Here is an 18,036-nt window from a genome sequence, read left to right on the forward strand (position 1 = left end):
CGCAAACTCCTCCTCTGCGCGCCGGTGGTCACCGGCAAACTCCATCGCTAAAATATTGACGTTTGCGTAAACGTCAATCCCGCGACAGGACAGTTTTCCGTTTCATCGCGTGTCTGTGATGCAGGTTTATGAAGGAGAGCCGCAAACGGTCGGCCACGTTACCAGACATGCCGGCGGCAACCGCGCCGGATATCGAAAAACTGCGAATTGCCACCATGGCGGTGCACGCACAGCAGCCGGAATCGTGGCCACCGCGCCAAACATTCAACCTCCTCTCCAATTCACTACAACAGGCAGCTTTCATGACTGTTTCCAAAATCGAGCAATACGGCATCATGAAACAACATCTACACCTTGCGCGAGAGCGGGTATCCGACCGCGTCAAGCGGGCTTTCAAAATCAAAAGTTAAAAAAACCGGGAGGGATTAACCCGCCGTTTACCACGTTCGTTGGATTGTGTGCTCTGAACTAGTCGTGGCGTACCTCATTTCATTTGTCTCGCGTTGTATTCATGAGGTAGCCCGCAACCACCCAAGGTTGAGGAAAGTCCCGTACGGCATTCTTTCCTGGAGTGGTTTCCTTCGATCTCCCGTAACCGGAGATCGTTGGCGAATACCAATCAGCGGATCGCAAGCCGGTCCGCGCTGTCGAAGCGAGCGAGACCATGAACGGATCACGACCCACGCCATCCCGTCGCGGCGAGACGTCCTCCCTGGACGCGCTCAACCGTACGATCGAAGGGCTGGAAGCACGGATCGAGGGACTGATGCATTCGTCCGGCCGCGATCGCCAGACTGGTAAACGTCACACTGGTGATGTCCGCGAGCAGCGCCGTCATGCCGAGCCGCAGCAGCAGACAACACAAAGAGCAGCGCCGCAGCCGGCCGCAGCCGCACAGTTGAACCCGCTTGAGGAAATTCGTCGCCGCCAGCGCGCGCTCGATGCCGCCCGTCATCCGGAGCGGGAAATGCGTCCGCCGGAAGCCTATGTCGAAACACCGCGTGCGCCGATTGCGCCACGCCGTCCGGCGGCTCAGCCCGCCGCAGCCTATGCCGACAACCGCGCACCACGCGCCGAAAGCCGTCCGCTGCCGCCGGTTTCACAGAACCGTCCGCTGGCATCTGCCGTGGCGGCGCGCGCTGCCGCGCCCGCAACGATGACGGCCGTGCTGCCGGATGCGATCATGAACGATATCGCCGAGGCTCTGGTCAGCCTGCGGCAGGATCTGAAACAGGATATTTCACAGGGCGTTGCCCGCGAGATGGATGGTCTGCGCACGGAAATCCGTTCGATCCGGGCGATTGCCGAGGACCGTCATTTTGCCGAGGACATGCGCAACGACCTGGCAAAGCTGGCCGAAAGCATCGGCAACCTCAACCATCGCGGCGCGCCCGAAACGGATGACCTGCGCGAGGAATTCGAAGGCCTGCGTGCGGCCATGCAGGGGCTGGCCCGCGAAGACACCGTGCAACGCATGGAAACGCAGTTTCTGGGTCTGGAAGAGCGCGTGCTCGATGCCGATCCGCAGGCGCTGCGCGAGGAACTGTTGGCGCTCGCCTACCGGATCGACGACATCAAGACGCAACTGGGCGCCGTCGGCGACAACAGCGCGATCTTTGCGCTGGAAGACAAGCTGCTGACGCTGGCCGGCGCGGTGGAACAGCTCGGCACCCGCATGGTGCCGCATAACGATCCGATGATCGTCGAGCAGTTTTCCGTGCTCGACAAGCGTCTGGACGAGATCAGCCGCGCCTTGACGGCAAGCAGCCGTGCCTCGGCCGATGCCGCTCTCGACCATGGCATGATCGGACGGCTGGAAAGCCGGCTCGAAGGCCTTGCCGACCAGATCGACGCCATGCATCGCGATGCGCTGCAATCCGCTGTGCCGTCCGCCATGGATGACGAGATGGGTGTGCGCATCGAGGCGCTGGCACGCAAGATCGACGATTTTTCCCGCGAACAGGGTGCGATGCGTCTGGACGAGCGTCTGGAAGACCTCGCCATCCTGATGGAACGCGTGCAGCAACCGGCCCAGCCGGCCGAACTGACCGGTTATCTTTCCGACATTTCCCGCAAGATCGACGCGCTGGAACAGGGTTCCGTCAACGACGCGCTGGCCGAACGGCTGGACTATATCTCGCGCCGTATCGAAGAAATCGAAGTCACGCAGCCGGCAGCACCTGTCGACAATGAACTGTTCGGCCGACTGGAAGGCCGCCTCAGCGATATCGCCGCGCGTCTGGACGATGCGGCTTCCGCACCGGCCAGCGACAATGATGCGCTGCGCAATCTCGAAGACCAGATCGCCAATCTTTCCCGCCTGATCAGCGAACCGAAGCCGGCCGCGGAAGCCTTCGAGCTGCCCGCCGCCTTCGAGGAGCGCATGTCGGCCATCGAAGGTTATATGGCGACCAGCGACGAATATGTGATCGAGGCTGCCCGTCAGGCTGCCGAGGCCGTTGTCGAGGCTTATGCCCGCAACGGCGCGGCTTCCGGTGGCGCCGCCCCCGACATGGGCGCATTGACGGCGCTGGCCGAAGATCTGCGCCATCTGGAAGATCTGACGCGCGGTTCGGAAGAACGCACGCACCAGACGTTTGAAATGCTGCACCGGACGCTGGTCAGCATTGCCGACCGGCTGGACACGATGGAAGGCAGCATTGCCCGACAGGGCACTCTTGAGCCGGCACGTTCTGTTCCGGCTCCCTCGCCGACAACGACCAGAACCTCCATGCAGTCTGCGCCTGCCGCACAGGCCGCGCCTGCCGCGCAGTTTGCACAGGCCACGCCTGCCGCGCAGGTCGCACCTGTGATGCCGAAGGCGACGGTGCCTATGTTTGCCGGCGGTGAAGACCTGCACAATTCCGTTGCCCTGCCGGCTGAAGACCGTCTGGACGAACGCTCGCTGTTTGCGGACGATCTCGAGAGCGGCCTTCTGGACAATGGCGATGCCAGCGACGATCTGGAAAATGCGCAGCGCACCGCCGACAAGGAAGGTCGTGTGATCGCGGCCGGTGACAAGTCCGGCAAGAGCCTTCTCGGCGGCATGAAGCGTTTTCTGTCCGGCCACAGGGAAGCCGAACCGAAGGCGACCGACCGCACGGTAGTGGAGCCGACACCGTCGATCGATCCTGTCGACATGCTGCCGCCCGAACAGCAGAACGTGCCGCTGGAACCGGGCTCCGGCATGCCAGACGTGAAGAAGATTCTCGAGCGCGTTCGCGCCAGCCAGGCCGGTCAGGCGGGAAACACCGCAGGTGACGGAGAAAGCGTCGATTACATTGCCGCCGCACGCCGCGCCGCCAAGGCTGCTGCCATGGAAACCGACCCGACACTTGCCGTTTCCGCCGGTTCGCGCGGTAAGGGCAAGACCAAGGCGGAAAAGCCCAATGCCGTGAAGGCCGGTCGCGCCGCCATGCTGAAGGCGGACAGTGCGAAAGGTGGCGGACTTTCCGCAGCCTTTGCCAAACACCGCAAGCCCATCCTGCTGGCAGTCGGCGCCGTGCTTCTGGCGCTGATGGCGATGCCGCTGGTCAATACCCTGACACGTGGCGACGATGCACCCGCAGCGCCGCCGGAAGTGGGCATGGTGGCACCGGCTGAAAACCCGGCCGAGGGCACGCCGGCAACGGGCATGACCGCCAACGAGGCCGATACATCCCTGCAGGAGCCCACCGGCGCAGACGCTCAAAACGCGGCACCGCTGGAGAGTGGCGAGGCATCTTCGTCCGCACCCGCGCCGCTGCCGGATGTGGCGCAGGCACCGTTGGATACGGCACCGCTCGCTGAAACCCAGCAGGCACCTTCCGCCGAAACCGCGCCGGCACCCGTTGCTCCAGAAACTGCTACCCCGGCCGCCCCGCAGGCTGCGATCGAGGTTCCGGCCACGATGGGCCCGAAATCGCTTGCCGATGCGGCAGCCAGCGGCGATCCGCAGGCCCTGTTTGAAATCGGCGCGCGTTATCAGGACGGTCGCGGCGTTGCCGCCAACTTGCCCGAAGCCGTGCGCTGGTATGAGATGGCCGCGACACGCGGTCTGGCGCCTGCGCAATACCGTGTCGCCAACCTCTACGAAAAGGGTACCGGCGTTACCCGCGACTTCGGCAAGGCGATGACCTATTACGAGCAGGCAGCAGAAGCCGGCAATGCCAGCGCAATGCACAATCTCGCCGTGCTCTACGCATCGGGTGCGGCCGGCACACCGGATTATGCCAAGGCCGTCAGTTGGTTCGAAAAGGCCGCCGATCTCGGCGTTTCCGACAGCCAGTTCAACCTCGCCATCCTTTATGCGCGCGGCAATGGCGTGCCGCAGAACCTCGATGCTTCCTACAAGTGGTTCGCGGTCGCGGCCCGTGGCGGCGATCAGGATGCGGCGCAGAAGCGTGACGAAGTGGGCGCTGCCATGTCCCCGGCACAGCTAGAGGCTGCCAAGTCCACGGCCGAACAGTGGCAGGTCAAGCCGGTCGATCCGACCGCCAACAGCGTCAACCTGCCGGATGAATGGGTCGGCAAGGGCGAAAAGACCGCCTCGGTCGACATGGAAAAGGCGATCCGCAACATCCAGGCCATCCTGAACAAGAACGGTTTTGATGCCGGCGCGCCGGATGGCAAGATGGGCAACAAGACCGTTGCCGCCATCCGATCCTTCCAGAAGGCCAATGGCATGGAACCGGACGGCAAGGTCAGCGAACCGCTGGTGCGCAAGCTGCTGGCCACCAACCAGGGCTGATCAGGTCAACGCAGTGTATCGAAGGCGCGCGGCCGCAAGGTTCGCGCGCTTTTTTGTGTCATGTGCCCGGCGAATGCCCGGATTGGCGAACGGAAAAATGCCGTATTAATCCAAGCTTATGGATTGACCTGTTTAATGGGCGGGCGCATGACAATCGAGCCCGGCCGCGTCATTGAAGACGTGTGGCCGGCATTGTTTTTTCATCGCCGCAACGGGCGGTTAGCACGCGACCACCGCCCGCGACGGCGAAGCCGTTTCGAGGTTGACCGTGACTGTCTATCTGCCGATTGCAGAGCTTTCGGTGAACATTTTCATCATCCTCGGCATGGGTGCGGCTGTCGGCTTTCTGTCCGGCATGTTCGGCGTTGGCGGTGGTTTTCTGATCACGCCGCTGCTGATCTTCTACAACATCCCCCCGGTTGTGGCCGTTGCCACCGGCGCAAACCAGGTGGTCGCCTCCTCTGTGTCCGGCGCGATTACCCATTTCAGGCGCGGCACGCTCGACATCAAGCTCGGCACGGTGCTGCTGGTGGGGGGCCTTCTAGGGGCGACGGCGGGTATCTGGGTGTTTTCCTGGCTGCGCAGCATCGGCCAGCTCGATCTCTTCATCGCCATTCTTTACGTTCTTCTGCTCGGCACGGTCGGCACGCTGATGCTGAACGAGAGCGTGCGCGCCATGCGCCGCGCCGCCAGACAAGAACAGGTGACGCTGAAACGGCCCGGGCACCACAGCTGGGTGCATCGGCTGCCGTTCAAGATGCGCTTCAAGAAATCAAAGATCTATCTCTCGGCCATTCCGGTCGTGGCGCTGGGTTTTGCCATCGGAGTCCTGACCTCGGTGATGGGTGTCGGCGGCGGCTTCATCATGGTGCCGGCGATGATCTATCTGTTGCGCATCCCGACCAATGTGGTTGTCGGCACATCGCTGTTCCAGATCATTTTCGTCACCGCCTATACGACCATGGTGCAGGCCGCGACCAACTATTCCGTCGATATCGTTCTGGCGACGATCCTTATGGTGGCGGGCGTCATCGGCGCGCAATATGGCGTGCGTGTGGGCCAGAAACTGCGCGGCGAACAGCTGCGCGCGCTGCTGGCGCTGTTGGTTCTCGCCGTGGCGCTGCGCCTTGCCGTGACGCTGGTGGTGACGCCGGCCGATCTCTATTCCGTCAGCGTCGGGAGCTTCTGATGTCGCCTGCCGCTGCCTTTCGTCGTTTCGCGCTTGTCGCTGCCCTCGCCTTTATCGGCCAGCCGGCCGCAGCCCAGGTGCCGTTCGGCCAGGCGACGGCGGTGAAGGAAGGGCTGGAAATCGGCACCTCGACCAGCGAAATCGGCATCGCCTCGGATTTTCGCGGCGCCGACCTGACGATTTTCGGGGCGCTGACCAATGCCGACGAGTTGCTTTTGGCGATCGGCCAGTATGATGTGGTGGTGACGCTGGAAGGCCCGCTGGATTACGCCACGGTGCGCAAGAAAAGCCGCGTGCTCGGCATCTGGGTCAATACCGAATCCATGACCTTCGAACAGGTGCCGGCCTCCTATTCGGTGGCGGCGACGCGGCAGATCGACGACATCCTTTCGAGCGAAGGCGGCCTGCCGATCGGCACCGACCATATGCGCCTGTCACCCACCGGTTATGTCGGCAATGCCGGCAATCTGACCGAATTCCGCGATGCCTATCGCCGCCTGAAACTGGCGGGCGGGCTTTACCAGCACGATTTTGGCGGCGTGCGCTTCGTCTCGTCCAGCCTGTTTCGCGCCAGCCTGCGCCTGCCCGCCAACGTGCCGGATGGCGTACACATGGTGCGCGCTTACCTGTTCAAGAGCGGCACGCTGCTGGCCGAACGCGAACTGCCCTTGCGCGTCAACAAGACCGGCATCGAACAGCAGATCACCGATGCGGCCCACAACCAGCCGATCCTCTATGGCATTTTATGCGTGATGATCGCGCTGGTGACGGGATGGGGCGCGAGTTTGATGTTCCGCAAGAAGTGAGTGGTGGTGGCTTTGCGCTGGCAAGCGGCGGGCATTTCTGCAGGTGATCAATCAATATCTGGCTTCCAAAACCCTTTTTTCGTCGTGGCAGAGGAGGAAAGATTGTGTGATCACAGCATATTTTATTGCCGTTTCATTTCATCGACCAGGCGACGGCACGCGCTGGTTCCAGCTCATTTTAAAAATCAGAGAGCCACAAATTTATATGACAAAAGAAGAATGCGTCAGCCATCTGATATATCTCATTGAAAAATACGTTGACGATCCAGAAAATTCCCGTGAGTTGATATCATTGATCGAAGAACAAAAAGACAGACCGCCAGCGAAAGTTTTGATTTATAAAATCTTTGAGATGCACACTGTGAAATTTTCTGATGACGATAAGATATTGATCAACGATATCAGTTTCTTCTTCGGATAAGCCTGCACTGAAAAACAGCTTGAAGACGAATTTCAGTCATCGACATGCGCTATTGTTACCTTCGAAGACACCTCCCATCCGCAACGTCGCCGCTGCGGATGGAGATTTCGGACACGATCACATCGCCGGCAGGATGGCGATGTCGCGGATTTCCTTGTCCGTACCGGTGATGGCGCCGACTTCGGTGGCTGCACCGGTTTCCAGATTGACGGTGTAGAGCATCTTGCCGGCGGCGAGGTAAGCGGTGTTCTTGCCGCCTTCTTCACCCTGGATATCGAAGGCATAGGTGGCAGGCTTGTCCTTGATGCCGAGCTTGCCGATGGCCTTCAGCGTGCCGTCATTCGGCTTGGTCTGCTGGATCAGCGCGCCGATCGTGGCGTCGATATTGTACATCGCCGTCTTTTCCGGCTTGCCGATCGAGTTCGTGTAGGCGGCGGCAACGATGTTGGGCGTTTCGCCCTTGTGCATGTCGCCTTCTTCATAGGCCAGCACGCCATCGACGGTCACTGCACCGGTATCCGGGTGAACACGGTGATTGGTGGTGCCGGTCATGAAGCGCAGGCGGTCGGCCATCGGGTTGAAGTCGACGACGACAGGTGCTTCCGTCATGGTCAGCATCTTGTCCATCTTGGCGACTTCGGTGGCGGCGCCGGTTTCGAGGTTGATCGAGACGATCACGTGTTCCGGCGTGACGCCGATGACCGTCTTGTTGCCGGGACGGAAATCGATGCCGACGAGTTTATCAACGCCGGTGACGTCCATCGTCTTGGTGACTTCCGGCTTTGCCGTGTCGAACATGACCAGCGTCTTGTCACCGGCAAGGCCGAGCACGGGGGCCGCGGAGGCGGTGACGACAGAGGCTGCAAGCATGGTGGATGCGATCAGAGCGGTGCGAGCGATGTTCATGGCTTTCTCCCGTTTGTTTCGATCTCTTCGAGAGCGCTGTTGGCGCGCGGCCTTTTCAGGTCTCTCGGAAGGTAGACACACGGGAGGGGGCATCTGGATGCAGCGGCCAAAAATATTTTTTCGACTGCATCCATTTTCGTCTGCGCGGTGTCTTCCATATGCGGTCCCATAACGGCTGTGTGAAACCTTGATGACTGGACGAGCCCATGTCAGCCGTGGCAACAGCAGAATTGGAATATTCGCATATCCGCGAATGCTCACGAGGAGAGAGCGACTTGGCCTTGGCGACAGACCAGACGACGGATTTGGCAGCAGCACTTGAGGCCTGCGCCTCCGGTGACCGCAATGGCTTGCGCCAGATCTTCGACCATGAGGCCGGAAAGCTGGTGGCGGTGGCGCAGCGGATCGTCAGACGACGTGATCTTGCCGAGGAAGTGGTGCAGGAAGCCTTTATCCGCATCTGGACGCACGCCCATCAATACGCTCCCGATCGCGGATCGGCGCGCGGCTGGATTTATGCGATCGTGCGTAACCGCGCGCTCAACATGTTGCGCGATGGCAGACGCGAGGATCTTGTCGGCGAAGACGGGCTGGAGGCGCTGCAGGACAGCGAGCAGCAGGAAGAGATCATGGCGGCCTGGCACCGGCTGGACCGCGACAGCCGCCTGAAGGAATGCCTTGGCGGGCTGGATGATACCAAGCGACGCGGCATCCTGATGGCCTATGTCGGCGGTTATACCCATGGCGAGATTGCCGGCCGGCTGAAACTGCCGCTCGGAACCGCGAAATCATGGATACGGCGCGGGCTTCTGTCGCTGCGGGAGTGCATGGCATGAGGATCGATCCCGCCGACATCCCGACCATCGCCGACGAATACGTGCTCGGGCTTCTGGACGAGGCAGAGGCTGCGGCCGTGGAAGCCGAAATCGAACGCAATGCCGAGCTTGCCGCCGCCATTGCCAAGGCGCGGGAGCGTTTTCTGCCACTCGACACAAGCATCGAGCCGAAAACCGTCTCACCGACGCTGTGGGATGCAATCGCCAAACGACTGCCGGACAATACCGGCAACACCTCCATCCGCTCGGTTTCGCCGCGCCTGCCTTCCGCCGGCAATGACAATGGCCGTTCCGGCTGGCGGGCTGCGGCGATTTCGGCAATGGCCGCATCACTGATCCTCGCGGGCGGGCTGATCTGGAGCGTGACGCGCACGATCGAGCCGCTGGTTGTCGCCGTTCTCCTGAACGAGGCGGGTGAGGTGCAGGCCGTTGTCGAGGATTTTGGCAACGATACCGCCAGCGTCCGCCTGCTGGCCGATTTTGCCGTGCCGGCGGACAAGACCATGCAGGTCTGGACCCTGCCCTCGCGCGAAATGGGGCCGATGTCGCTTGGTCTGCTGGAAGGACCGCAATCGAAAACATTGAGCGGCTCGACCCTGCCGAAACCGCAGGATACGCAACTCTATGAGATCACGCTGGAACAGGCCGGCGGCTCACCGACCGGACGACCGACTGGGCCAATCCTTGCCAAGGGTTTTGCAAAACTGGCGCGGTGAAGCCGTGTCAGCGCATCAGGCACTTTGCCTGCGGGCAACGACCTCCTGATAGGCAGCCTGCAGGCGTTCGAACACGGACGGTTTTTGCGGATCGCGTTCGGCGCCCAGATGCAGCACGCGCAGTTCCTCCATGAAATCATTCCAGAGCGGCCGGCCGCCCTCTTCCAGCAATTGCGCGCGGATGGAAAGTTCTTCCGAAACGGGAAGAAAGCGGTTTCCCCAGGCGCCCATTTCGGCGAAGATCGGGATGAGGCTGATCGACATTTCGGTGAGGCTGTAAATGCCCTTCTGCTTGTGGCTGGGATCATCCACGCGGGTGAGCAGGCCATGTTCGAGGAGGCGCTTCAGCCGGCTGGCGAGAATGTTGGAGGCAATGCCTTCCTCGGAATTCTGCAACAACTCGCGAAAATGCCGGCGATTGCCGAACATGATGTCGCGGATGACGATCAAGCTCCAGCGATCGCCCAGCACCTCCAGCGTCAGATTGATCGGGCAGCCCGAGCGAATTCTGTCTTCCATGCCATTCTCCAAAACCGCTTGCATTCTACAATCGGTCACGCTAGCGTTCAACCAGTTTCGAAATGCAACCGGTTAACTCGTAATGGAGAAAGACATGCGCAAGCTGGTGGTATGGAACCTGATGACATTGGACGGTTATTTCGAGGGTGAGACGCCTTGGGACCTTTCCTTTCACGAAAAGGCCTGGGGGCCGGAGCTGGAAAAGCTTTCGGAACGGTTTGGCGAGGAAGGCGATCTCCTCGTGTTCGGTCGCAAGACCTATCAGGGCATGGCAGCCTATTGGCCGACGGCGGAAGAACCCGGCCGCATCAAGGACATGATGAACTCGATCGCCAAGCTGGCGGTTTCGAAAACGCTGACGGATGCGGCGTGGAACAATACGCGTGTCGTCAGCGATCCGGTGGCGGAACTGACGCGGCTGAAGAGCGAGGACGGCAAGACCATTTTCATCTTCGGCAGCGCCGAACTGGTGGCCTCCATGCTCGATGCCGGGCTGGTGGATGAATACCGGCTGTGCATCGTGCCGGTTCTGCTGGGCAAGGGCAATCCGTTGTTCAAGCAGGCGGATGCGCTCAAGGACCTGACGCTGATCTCCACCGACCGAACTGAAAAGGGCGCTGCGCTGTTGACTTATGCGGTCAGCGGCAAGACTTGACACAGGTCAAGGCAGGCAGCGCTTAGCGGTCGCATCCTCCTTCTCAACAACAGCCAAGGAGGCAGCCATGTACAAGCATATCCTGATCCCCACCGATGGTTCGGAACTGGCAACCGAAGCGCTGGAAAAGGCGCTCGACCTTGCCGTCGAGATGAATGCGGCGGCGACCGTACTGGTGGTGGTAGAGCCGTTGCAGGCCATCACGCTCAACCCGACCGGGTTGGAGATCGCCTATGCCGAATATGACCGGCAGGTGGAGGAAGCCGCAAAGGGCATTCTGGCCGATGCGAAGGCGGAAGCCGAAAAACGCGGCGTGCGCATCCACGTGGAAAGGATCACCAGCACCAACCCGGCGCAGGTGATAGTCGATGTGTCGGCGAAACACGAATGCGACCTGATCGCCATCGGCTCGCGCGGCCGTTCGGGCATTTCGGCCTTCATGCTGGGCAGCGTGACGTTGAAAGTGCTGGCGCTGACCAAGACGCCAGTGCTGGTCTATCGGTAATCACGCCAAAAGGTTGCCATAACGCACCGAATAAATCCGGTCGCGACCCAGCAGATGCGCCACCAGCGCTTGCCGGTCAAAAATGCCCTGCATGGCCTTGTGATTGAGATCCAGTCCACCGGTCAGAACCCCGAAAGCCGGCATCAGCAGGCGGTGGCCATCGGTGGCGAAACAGGGACGACGCACGTATTTTTCGCGCCGTCTCACGGTGGCGGACGGGTGGAGGTGACCAGCCACCTCGCCCTTGCCCGATATCAGGCTCGGTTCGTGGCGGAACACGAGACCGCCATAGACGAGTTCGTCGATGCTGATGCCGGGCAGATCGGTGGTGCCGTCGGGATCGTGGTTGCCGTTGATCCAGATCCAGTCACGGCCGCGGGCCATGTCCAAAATCATCGCGCGCAGATCAGCCGGCAGGAATTCGGAGCCGCGCCGGTCGTGAAAATTGTCACCGAGAGAGACGACGATCTTTGGATCGTAACGGGCGATGACGGCGGCGAGGATGTTGAGCGTGGCGATCGTGTCATAGGGCGGCAGCATCATGCCGCGGCGGGCGAAAGCAGCGCCCTTTTCCAGATGCAGGTCGGAAACGACGAGCATGCCGGTTTCCGGCAGGTAGAGACCACCGAGCGGATCACACACGGCCGCCACACCGTGGACGAGAATGTCCTCGGTGGCGGGGGTGTTGGTCAGCATGGTGCGGGGACTAAGCCCCAGGCGGTTCATCACGGTTGGTTCGTCTTTCAAATGCTTTTTTCTACGTCATTCCTGTGCTTGTCACAGGAATCCAGCCACGCGAAGTCCTTCGCGTGAAAGAAGTCTTTGCGCCGCAGACGCGGCGCTGCTGGATCCCGGCCCAAGGCCGGGATGACGGAGAGTATGCGTAACTGCCTCACCCATCCCTACAATCCAGCCTCCGCAATCAACTCGTCCGCCGCTTCCTGCAGCACCGCATCCTGTGCTTCGCCGGGCACGCTTTCCTTGCCGATTTCCAGCATGATCGGTACTGCCAATGGCGACACGCGATCGAGGTCACGGTGGGTGATATGCCCCTTGATTCGTCCCAGCATATCGCCCAGACGGCCGATATCCAAAAGCCCCGATGCCGCATCGCGCCGAGTTGCTTCCAGAAGCACGTGGTCCGGCTCGTGCGTGCGCAGCACGTCGTAGATCAGGTCGGTCGACACCGTCACCTGCCGTCCGGTCTTTTCCTTGCCCGGATGGCGGCGTTCGATCAGGCCGGAAATGACGGCGCAATTGCGAAATGTGCGTTTCAGCATGTAGCTTTCGTCCAGCCATGCTTCGAGATCATCACCCAGCATATCCTCGTCGAACAGGTCCGACAGGCTCAATGAACCATCCGCGATCATCGCCCCCAGATCGTTCAGGCCCCAGATGGCCAGCGAATAATCGGTGGCGACAAAACCGAGGGGACGGGCACCGGCGCGTTCCAGCCGGCGGGTGAGCAGCATACCGAGGGTCTGATGCGCCAGCCGCCCCTCGAAACAATAGGCGATCAGAAAGAAGCGTTTTCCGCGCGGAAAAGTTTCGATCAGGAGTTCATCCTGTCTGGGCAGCATGGAACGCTCAAGCTGGATTGATAACCAGTCGCGTACCTGATCCGGCAGGGCCGTGCGACGGTCGGGATCGGCCAGCATGGCGCGCACTTGGTCCGCAAGGTAAGTGGTCAGCGGGAATTTTCCGCCGGCATAGGCGGGGATCTTTGGGTCCAGCGAAAAGGCGTTGGAGACGAGGCATTCGTTTTCGCGGATTCCTTCGAACCGCAGCACCTTGCCGGCGAACAAAAAGGTATCGCCCTGCACCAGCTGTTCCAAAAAGTATTCCTCGACCTTGCCGAGCGACATCCCTCCCCGGCCCAAAGTCCCTTTGGCATTGCGTTTGACGAGGCGGACGTTGAGTTCGGCGGCTTCGACGATGGTGCCGAGGTTCATGCGATATTGCTGGGCGATCTGCGGATTGGAGACCCGCCAGCGGCCGTCCTCCATTTTCCTGATCTTGGCATAACGCTCATAGCTGCGCAGCGCATATCCGCCGGTGGCGACGAAATCGACGATGCGCTCATACATCTCCCATGTGAGGGTGGCATAAGGCGAGGCCGAGGTGATCTCGTCATACAGCGCCACCGGATCGAACGGCTCGGCGCAGGCCATGCCGAGTACATGCTGGGCCAGAACATCGAGCGCGCCCTCACCCACCGGCGGCGTATCCTGCGCGCCGTGATAATTGGCATCGAGTGCTGCCTGACATTCCATCACCTCGAACCGGTTGGCCGGCACCAGAATGGCTTTCGAGGGTTCATCCATACGGTGATTGGCGCGGCCGATGCGCTGGGCAAGCCGTGACGCCCCTTTTGGCGCGCCGACATGCACGACGAGATCGATATCGCCCCAGTCTATCCCCATGTCGAGCGTCGAGGTGGCGACGACGGCGCGGAGCTTGTTGTCGGCCATCGCCGCTTCCACCTTGCGGCGCTGGCCGGCATCGAGCGAGCCATGATGCAGGGCAATGGGCAAATTGTCCTCGTTGATGGTCCAGAGTGTCTGGAACAGCAGTTCGGCCTGAAAGCGGGTGTTGACGAAAATCAGCGTCGTCTTGTGGCGTTTGATCTCCTCATAAACCTCTGGGATTGCATAGGTGGAGACGTGACCGGACCAGGGGATGCGGCTGTCAGTGCCCAAGATTGTGATGTCGGGGGCGGCACCGCCCGTCACATGCACGAGACCGGCGGGCGGAGCCGGCGTTTCGCCTTGCGGAACAAGCCAGCGCTGCAGGTCCATCGGATCGGCGACGGTGGCGGACAGCCCGATCGTTTGCATGTCTGGAGCATGCTTTCGCAGGCGGGCGAGGCCGAGCGAGAGGAGATGGCCACGTTTCGAGGTGACAAGCGAATGCAGCTCGTCGAGGACAACGTATTTGAGGTCCTTGAAGAACCGCTCCGCTTCCTTGTTGGCCAGCAGCAACGCCACCTGTTCCGGTGTGGTCAGCAAAATATCCGGCGGATTGAGTTTTTGGCGCTGGCGTTTGGCCTGCGGTGTATCGCCGGTGCGGTTTTCGACCGAGACGGCTAAACCCATCTCGGTCACCGGCTTCATCAGATTGCGCTCGATATCAACCGTCAGCGCCTTCAGCGGCGAAATGTAGAGCGTGTGGATGCCGGTGAAGGCCGATCCGGGCGGAATTTTTCCGCGCGCCACGAGATCGGTGAGCGACGGCAGGAAACCGGCCAGCGTCTTGCCCGCACCCGTAGGTGCGATCAGCAGCATGTTTTCGCCGCCTTGGGCGCGGGCCAAAAGTTCAAGCTGGTGGGCGCGCGGGGACCAGCCCTTTTCAGCAAACCATTTTACGAATGGCCGGGGCAAAGTGACGGCCTGATTGCCGGAAGATTTCGGTTCGATGCGATCCACGGAGTGAAAGATAAGCTTTCACTTGCGGAAATGAAGAGCAGTTACCGAACGATATACCGATCCGTACGGTGATTGATGGCAAGCGTCAGGTTGAGCGCCAGTGCCGCCAGAACCGAGCAGGCGATGACAAAAGGGCTGGCGACGAAGAAGGACAGGAACAGCACGACGCAATCCAGACCGAGCTGCACGAAACCCGCACGCCAGCCGAAGCGATCCTGCAGATAGAGCGCCAGAATGCCGAAACCGCCGAGCGAGGCGCGGTGACGGAACAGGACCAGCATGCCGCAGCCGATCAAAAGGCCACCGAACAATGCAGCGGTGATCGGTTCGATATTGGAAAAACCGATCAGTTTTTGCAGCAGGCCTGACAGGACCGAGGTGAGTGCGACTGCGGAAAATGTCTTGATCGTAAAAACGAGGCCGAGGCGTTTGTAGGCCAGCCAGTAGAACGGCAGGTTCAAAAGGAAGAAGGCCGTGCCGAAACTGACATCGATCGAATAGCGCAGCAGGAAACCGAGACCGGCCGTGCCGCCGATCATCAGATGCGCGGCCGACAGCATGGTGACGCCGAGCGCGGCCAGCATGGAACCGGCAACGACACCCTGCACATCCTCGATGATCGAATGTTTTTCCGAACTGGAAGCCCAGAATCCGATCGGGCTTTTCTTGTCGGTTGCGTTGGCCATGATCAGCGCACCGCGATGTATCGGTCGGACCGATGGTTGATGGTGAGCAGCAGGTTGAGGACAACCGCGCTCAAGAGCGACCACAGAACTGTTATCGGGCTGACCACGAAAAAGGCGGCGGCCATGACGCAGAGATCGAAGGCCAGTTGCACGAGGCCGGCGGGGATCTTGAAACGATCCTGAAGATAGATGGCCAGAATGCCGATGCCGCCGAGCGAGGCGCGGTGACGATAAAGTCCGAGCAGGCCGAAGCCGATGAGGATGCCGCCAAGGAGTGCGGCCCAGAACGGATCGAGATGCTGGATGACGATGAACTGCCGCTCAAGCTCGGTGATGAAGGACACCATCAGGATGGCCACAAAGGTCTTGAAGGAAAAGCCGATGCCAAGGCGTTTGAACGACAGGTAATAGAAGGGCAGGTTGACGACGAAGAACAGGATGCCAAAGGGGATATCGAACGCATAATGCAGAAGGAAGGCAACGCCCGCCGTGCCGCTTGTCAAAAAACCGGCCTGGCTGAGGAAATAGAGGCCGAGCGCTGCCACCATGGCGCTGATGAACATGCCCTGCGCATCTTCAAGCTTCGTGTGGCGTGCCGGATCGAGGCTGTAAAAGCCCAGCCGGCGTTTTTGCGCGCTCTGTTCTTCGGCCAATTCATTCCCCTTGGCGGGTCTGCATTCAGCCCGCGTTTTTCAGCAAGTTTGCATCGCGATAGCGCCTTCATCAAGCGTCATCAACTGGGCGTGATCGTGCACAAGCAAAACGCAATAAAGCGCCGTTCAGCCGGCTTTTCGCGACAGAAACAGAATGCCATGGATGGCATTGCCGCCATCCATGCGAATGACGGTTTTTTCGCTGGCGATCAGATCGAAGCCGTGAGCCTGCAAAAGGCCGAGAATATAATCCTGCGCATGCGCATACCGCATCGATTCCCGCAGGACAAAGCCGTTACCGGCGCCGGCATCCTCGACGGAGAAGGCGAACAGGCCATCGGCTGTGAGGAGCTCGGTCACCAGCGGGAACACCGTCTCCAGCGAACCGAGATACATCAGCACGTCGGCGGCGGAAACGAGGGTGGCACGATGGTTTGCCTGTCCCTCGAACAGGCCGGATTCATTTGCCGGCAGTGTCAGGTCGGATTGGCCGAGATGGTCGTAAAGCTCTTTGCGTTCGGCACGGGCCAGCATGTTGGCGGAAATGTCGAACCCTTCGAGATGGGTGGCAATATCGCGGATTTCCGCACCGAACAGGCCGGTGCCGCAACCGAGATCGACCACGGTGGCAAAAGGCCCATGCGGCCTCACCAGCGCCGCCAGCTTGCCGGGAACCGAATAATCCAGCTTTTCGACCAGCGCCGTATCGAAACGATCGGCGTAATCATCAAACAGGCTTTCGACATACCGGCTCGGCGGCTGTTCCGGCACGTCTTCGGCACCGAGAAGCGCCAGTTTCAGCGTGGCGGCAAACACATCTTCCGGGTCGAGCGCCAGCGTTTCACGATAGGCTACAACCGCCGGCTCGGTCAGACCCGCCTTTTCGCGATATTCGCCGAGACGGAACCAGCCGGCGGCCCATGTCGGGGTGATTTCCAGCGCCTGTTCCATCAGTTCGGCGGCGGCTGCAAATTCATCGCTCTCGCCGAGCATGCGGGCATAATCGGCACGGCGGTCGGCGATGACATCGCCGGAAGAGAACTGGCTCGCACTCATGGGCGGCATGACTTTCATTGGAGTTGCGCCATCTCGCGCAAGTCATAAAAAAACTCAAGTTCTATCTGAGGAGAAGCCCCACATGCTTGCGGTGCACCGACAGGGCCATTATGTCTTGCGCACCCCCGCAGATGAACAAGCCAGACGAACAAGGATGACCGCTTCCGTGAACAGTTTCCTCGGTGACTCCCCCGGCCGTACCGCCATCAAGCTCGTTGTCGTCTGCCTGATCGTCGGTGTCGTTCTGGCCTGGCTCGGTTATACGCCCGACAATATCATCGGCAGCATCCGCTATCATTTCCTCGATCTCTGGTACAACGGCTTCGAGGCGCTCGGCACGGTCGGCAACTATCTGCTGCTCGGCGCGATCGTGGTCATCCCGGTCTTCCTCGTGCTGCGACTGATGAGTTTTCGGCGCTGACATGATGACATTGCTTTCACCTTCGCGGCGGGGTTTTCTCGTTCTTTCCGGCATGGGCTTGGCGTTGGCCGGCTGCTCCACCGTCGGCGTTCTCTCGCCGACACCGGGCGCGACCGACCAGACGGCGGCGGCGCTGCCTTTGGTCAACGCGTTGCGCAAGAAAAACGGCCTGCCCGCGCTTTCCAGCGTCAACGCTTCGCGCAAGGCGGCCGCCGTTCAGGCCGTGCGCATGGCCAAGGCCGACGAAATGCAGCACCTGATCGGCCTCGGTGACAGTTTTTATAACCGCATGAAGGCAAGCGACGTGACGCTGCCGGCTGCGGAAAACATCGCCAGCGGCCAGCACGAAGTCGAACGCGCGGTTCAGGCCTGGATCGACAGCCCAAAGCACCTGAAAAACATGCTGGGTTCCTATAGTGGTCTCGGCGTTGCCGTGGCCTATGCCAAGGATGGACGGCCTTACTGGTCGATGATCCTTTCCAGCTAACAAATTTGGCGCGGGGGCGTCGGGCA

Annotated in this window: 18 protein-coding genes; 11 read left to right on the forward strand and 7 right to left on the reverse strand. The window is 60.7% G+C overall.

From position 1 onward, the window contains the following. The first annotated feature begins 128 nt into the window (after window positions 1–128). The 5 genes from J2T09_RS12880 to J2T09_RS12900 all read left to right on the forward strand — a co-directional run bounded on the left by J2T09_RS12880 (window position 129) and on the right by J2T09_RS12900 (window position 7,145). On the forward strand, window positions 129–410 hold the full coding sequence (locus J2T09_RS12880; protein ID WP_306835200.1) for a hypothetical protein: 282 nt from the start codon (window positions 129–131) through the stop codon (window positions 408–410). 254 nt (window positions 411–664) lie between these two features. Next, entirely contained in the window at window positions 665–4,729 is a 4,065-nt protein-coding gene (locus J2T09_RS12885) for a peptidoglycan-binding protein (protein WP_306835206.1), read from the forward strand. A 268-nt stretch (window positions 4,730–4,997) separates the two neighbouring features. Further along, on the forward strand, window positions 4,998–5,918 hold the full coding sequence (locus J2T09_RS12890; RefSeq protein ID WP_306835208.1) for a sulfite exporter TauE/SafE family protein: 921 nt from the start codon (window positions 4,998–5,000) through the stop codon (window positions 5,916–5,918). Next, window positions 5,918–6,724, forward strand: coding sequence for a TIGR02186 family protein (locus tag J2T09_RS12895; RefSeq protein ID WP_306835210.1), 807 nt, complete (start codon window positions 5,918–5,920; stop codon window positions 6,722–6,724). The genes J2T09_RS12890 and J2T09_RS12895 overlap by 1 nt, the downstream gene beginning before the upstream one ends. Window positions 6,725–6,830: 106 nt before the next feature. Next, the gene (locus J2T09_RS12900) at window positions 6,831–7,145 is read left to right on the forward strand and encodes a hypothetical protein (protein ID WP_306835212.1); all 315 of its coding nucleotides are present in this window, start codon (window positions 6,831–6,833) and stop codon (window positions 7,143–7,145) included. A gap of 117 nt (window positions 7,146–7,262) precedes the next feature. Here the strand turns inward: J2T09_RS12900 and J2T09_RS12905 are convergent, their stop codons facing one another. Beyond that, window positions 7,263–8,051 (reverse strand): DUF4394 domain-containing protein, encoded by a 789-nt coding sequence (locus J2T09_RS12905; RefSeq protein WP_306835214.1) that lies wholly within the window; start codon window positions 8,049–8,051, stop codon window positions 7,263–7,265. Between the two features lie 281 nt (window positions 8,052–8,332). Here J2T09_RS12905 and J2T09_RS12910 point away from each other — a divergent pair, with 281 nt between their 5' ends. Beyond that, window positions 8,333–8,887 (forward strand): sigma-70 family RNA polymerase sigma factor, encoded by a 555-nt coding sequence (locus J2T09_RS12910; protein ID WP_306835313.1) that lies wholly within the window; start codon window positions 8,333–8,335, stop codon window positions 8,885–8,887. Then, window positions 8,884–9,603, forward strand: a complete 720-nt coding sequence (locus tag J2T09_RS12915; RefSeq protein WP_306835216.1) for an anti-sigma factor — start codon at window positions 8,884–8,886, stop codon at window positions 9,601–9,603. The genes J2T09_RS12910 and J2T09_RS12915 overlap by 4 nt, the downstream gene beginning before the upstream one ends. Before the next feature lie 15 nt (window positions 9,604–9,618). On the opposite strand, the gene J2T09_RS12920 is transcribed toward J2T09_RS12915, so the two are convergent. After that, window positions 9,619–10,122 (reverse strand): winged helix-turn-helix transcriptional regulator, encoded by a 504-nt coding sequence (locus tag J2T09_RS12920; protein ID WP_306835218.1) that lies wholly within the window; start codon window positions 10,120–10,122, stop codon window positions 9,619–9,621. A 94-nt stretch (window positions 10,123–10,216) separates the two neighbouring features. Between J2T09_RS12920 and J2T09_RS12925 the strand changes: the two genes are divergently transcribed. Further along, complete coding sequence (locus J2T09_RS12925) at window positions 10,217–10,777, forward strand: dihydrofolate reductase family protein (RefSeq protein WP_306835224.1); 561 nt, start codon at window positions 10,217–10,219, stop codon at window positions 10,775–10,777. 67 nt (window positions 10,778–10,844) lie between these two features. Further along, window positions 10,845–11,282, forward strand: a complete 438-nt coding sequence (locus J2T09_RS12930) for a universal stress protein (RefSeq protein WP_306835230.1) — start codon at window positions 10,845–10,847, stop codon at window positions 11,280–11,282. Here the strand turns inward: J2T09_RS12930 and pdeM are convergent, their stop codons facing one another. From pdeM to J2T09_RS12955, 5 genes are all read right to left on the reverse strand, one after another. Further along, on the reverse strand, window positions 11,283–12,008 hold the full coding sequence (gene pdeM / locus J2T09_RS12935) for a ligase-associated DNA damage response endonuclease PdeM (RefSeq protein ID WP_373458450.1): 726 nt from the start codon (window positions 12,006–12,008) through the stop codon (window positions 11,283–11,285). A 176-nt stretch (window positions 12,009–12,184) separates the two neighbouring features. After that, window positions 12,185–14,698 carry a ligase-associated DNA damage response DEXH box helicase gene (locus J2T09_RS12940; RefSeq protein WP_373458451.1) on the reverse strand — a complete coding sequence of 838 codons (2,514 nt, stop codon included), beginning with the start codon at window positions 14,696–14,698 and terminating at the stop codon, window positions 12,185–12,187. Between the two features lie 50 nt (window positions 14,699–14,748). Then, a complete protein-coding gene (locus J2T09_RS12945; RefSeq protein ID WP_306835233.1) occupies window positions 14,749–15,393 on the reverse strand; it encodes a YitT family protein in 645 nt (214 codons plus the stop codon). Between the two features lie 2 nt (window positions 15,394–15,395). Next, on the reverse strand, window positions 15,396–15,956 hold the full coding sequence (locus tag J2T09_RS12950; protein ID WP_306835319.1) for a YitT family protein: 561 nt from the start codon (window positions 15,954–15,956) through the stop codon (window positions 15,396–15,398). Window positions 15,957–16,172: 216 nt separating this feature from the next. Beyond that, window positions 16,173–17,102: a methyltransferase domain-containing protein gene (locus tag J2T09_RS12955; RefSeq protein WP_306835234.1), complete on the reverse strand. Its 930-nt coding sequence runs from the start codon at window positions 17,100–17,102 to the stop codon at window positions 16,173–16,175. A gap of 154 nt (window positions 17,103–17,256) precedes the next feature. On the opposite strand from J2T09_RS12955, the gene J2T09_RS12960 reads away from it, so the two are divergent. Beyond that, the gene (locus tag J2T09_RS12960; RefSeq protein ID WP_306835236.1) at window positions 17,257–17,523 is read left to right on the forward strand and encodes a DUF6460 domain-containing protein; all 267 of its coding nucleotides are present in this window, start codon (window positions 17,257–17,259) and stop codon (window positions 17,521–17,523) included. Window positions 17,524–17,527: 4 nt separating this feature from the next. Next, window positions 17,528–18,010 carry a CAP domain-containing protein gene (locus tag J2T09_RS12965; protein ID WP_306835321.1) on the forward strand — a complete coding sequence of 161 codons (483 nt, stop codon included), beginning with the start codon at window positions 17,528–17,530 and terminating at the stop codon, window positions 18,008–18,010. The last annotated feature ends 26 nt before the right edge of the window (window positions 18,011–18,036 follow it).

Origin of the sequence: Neorhizobium huautlense (assembly GCF_030811685.1) — a bacterium.
Classification (GTDB): domain Bacteria; phylum Pseudomonadota; class Alphaproteobacteria; order Rhizobiales; family Rhizobiaceae; genus Neorhizobium; species Neorhizobium huautlense_A.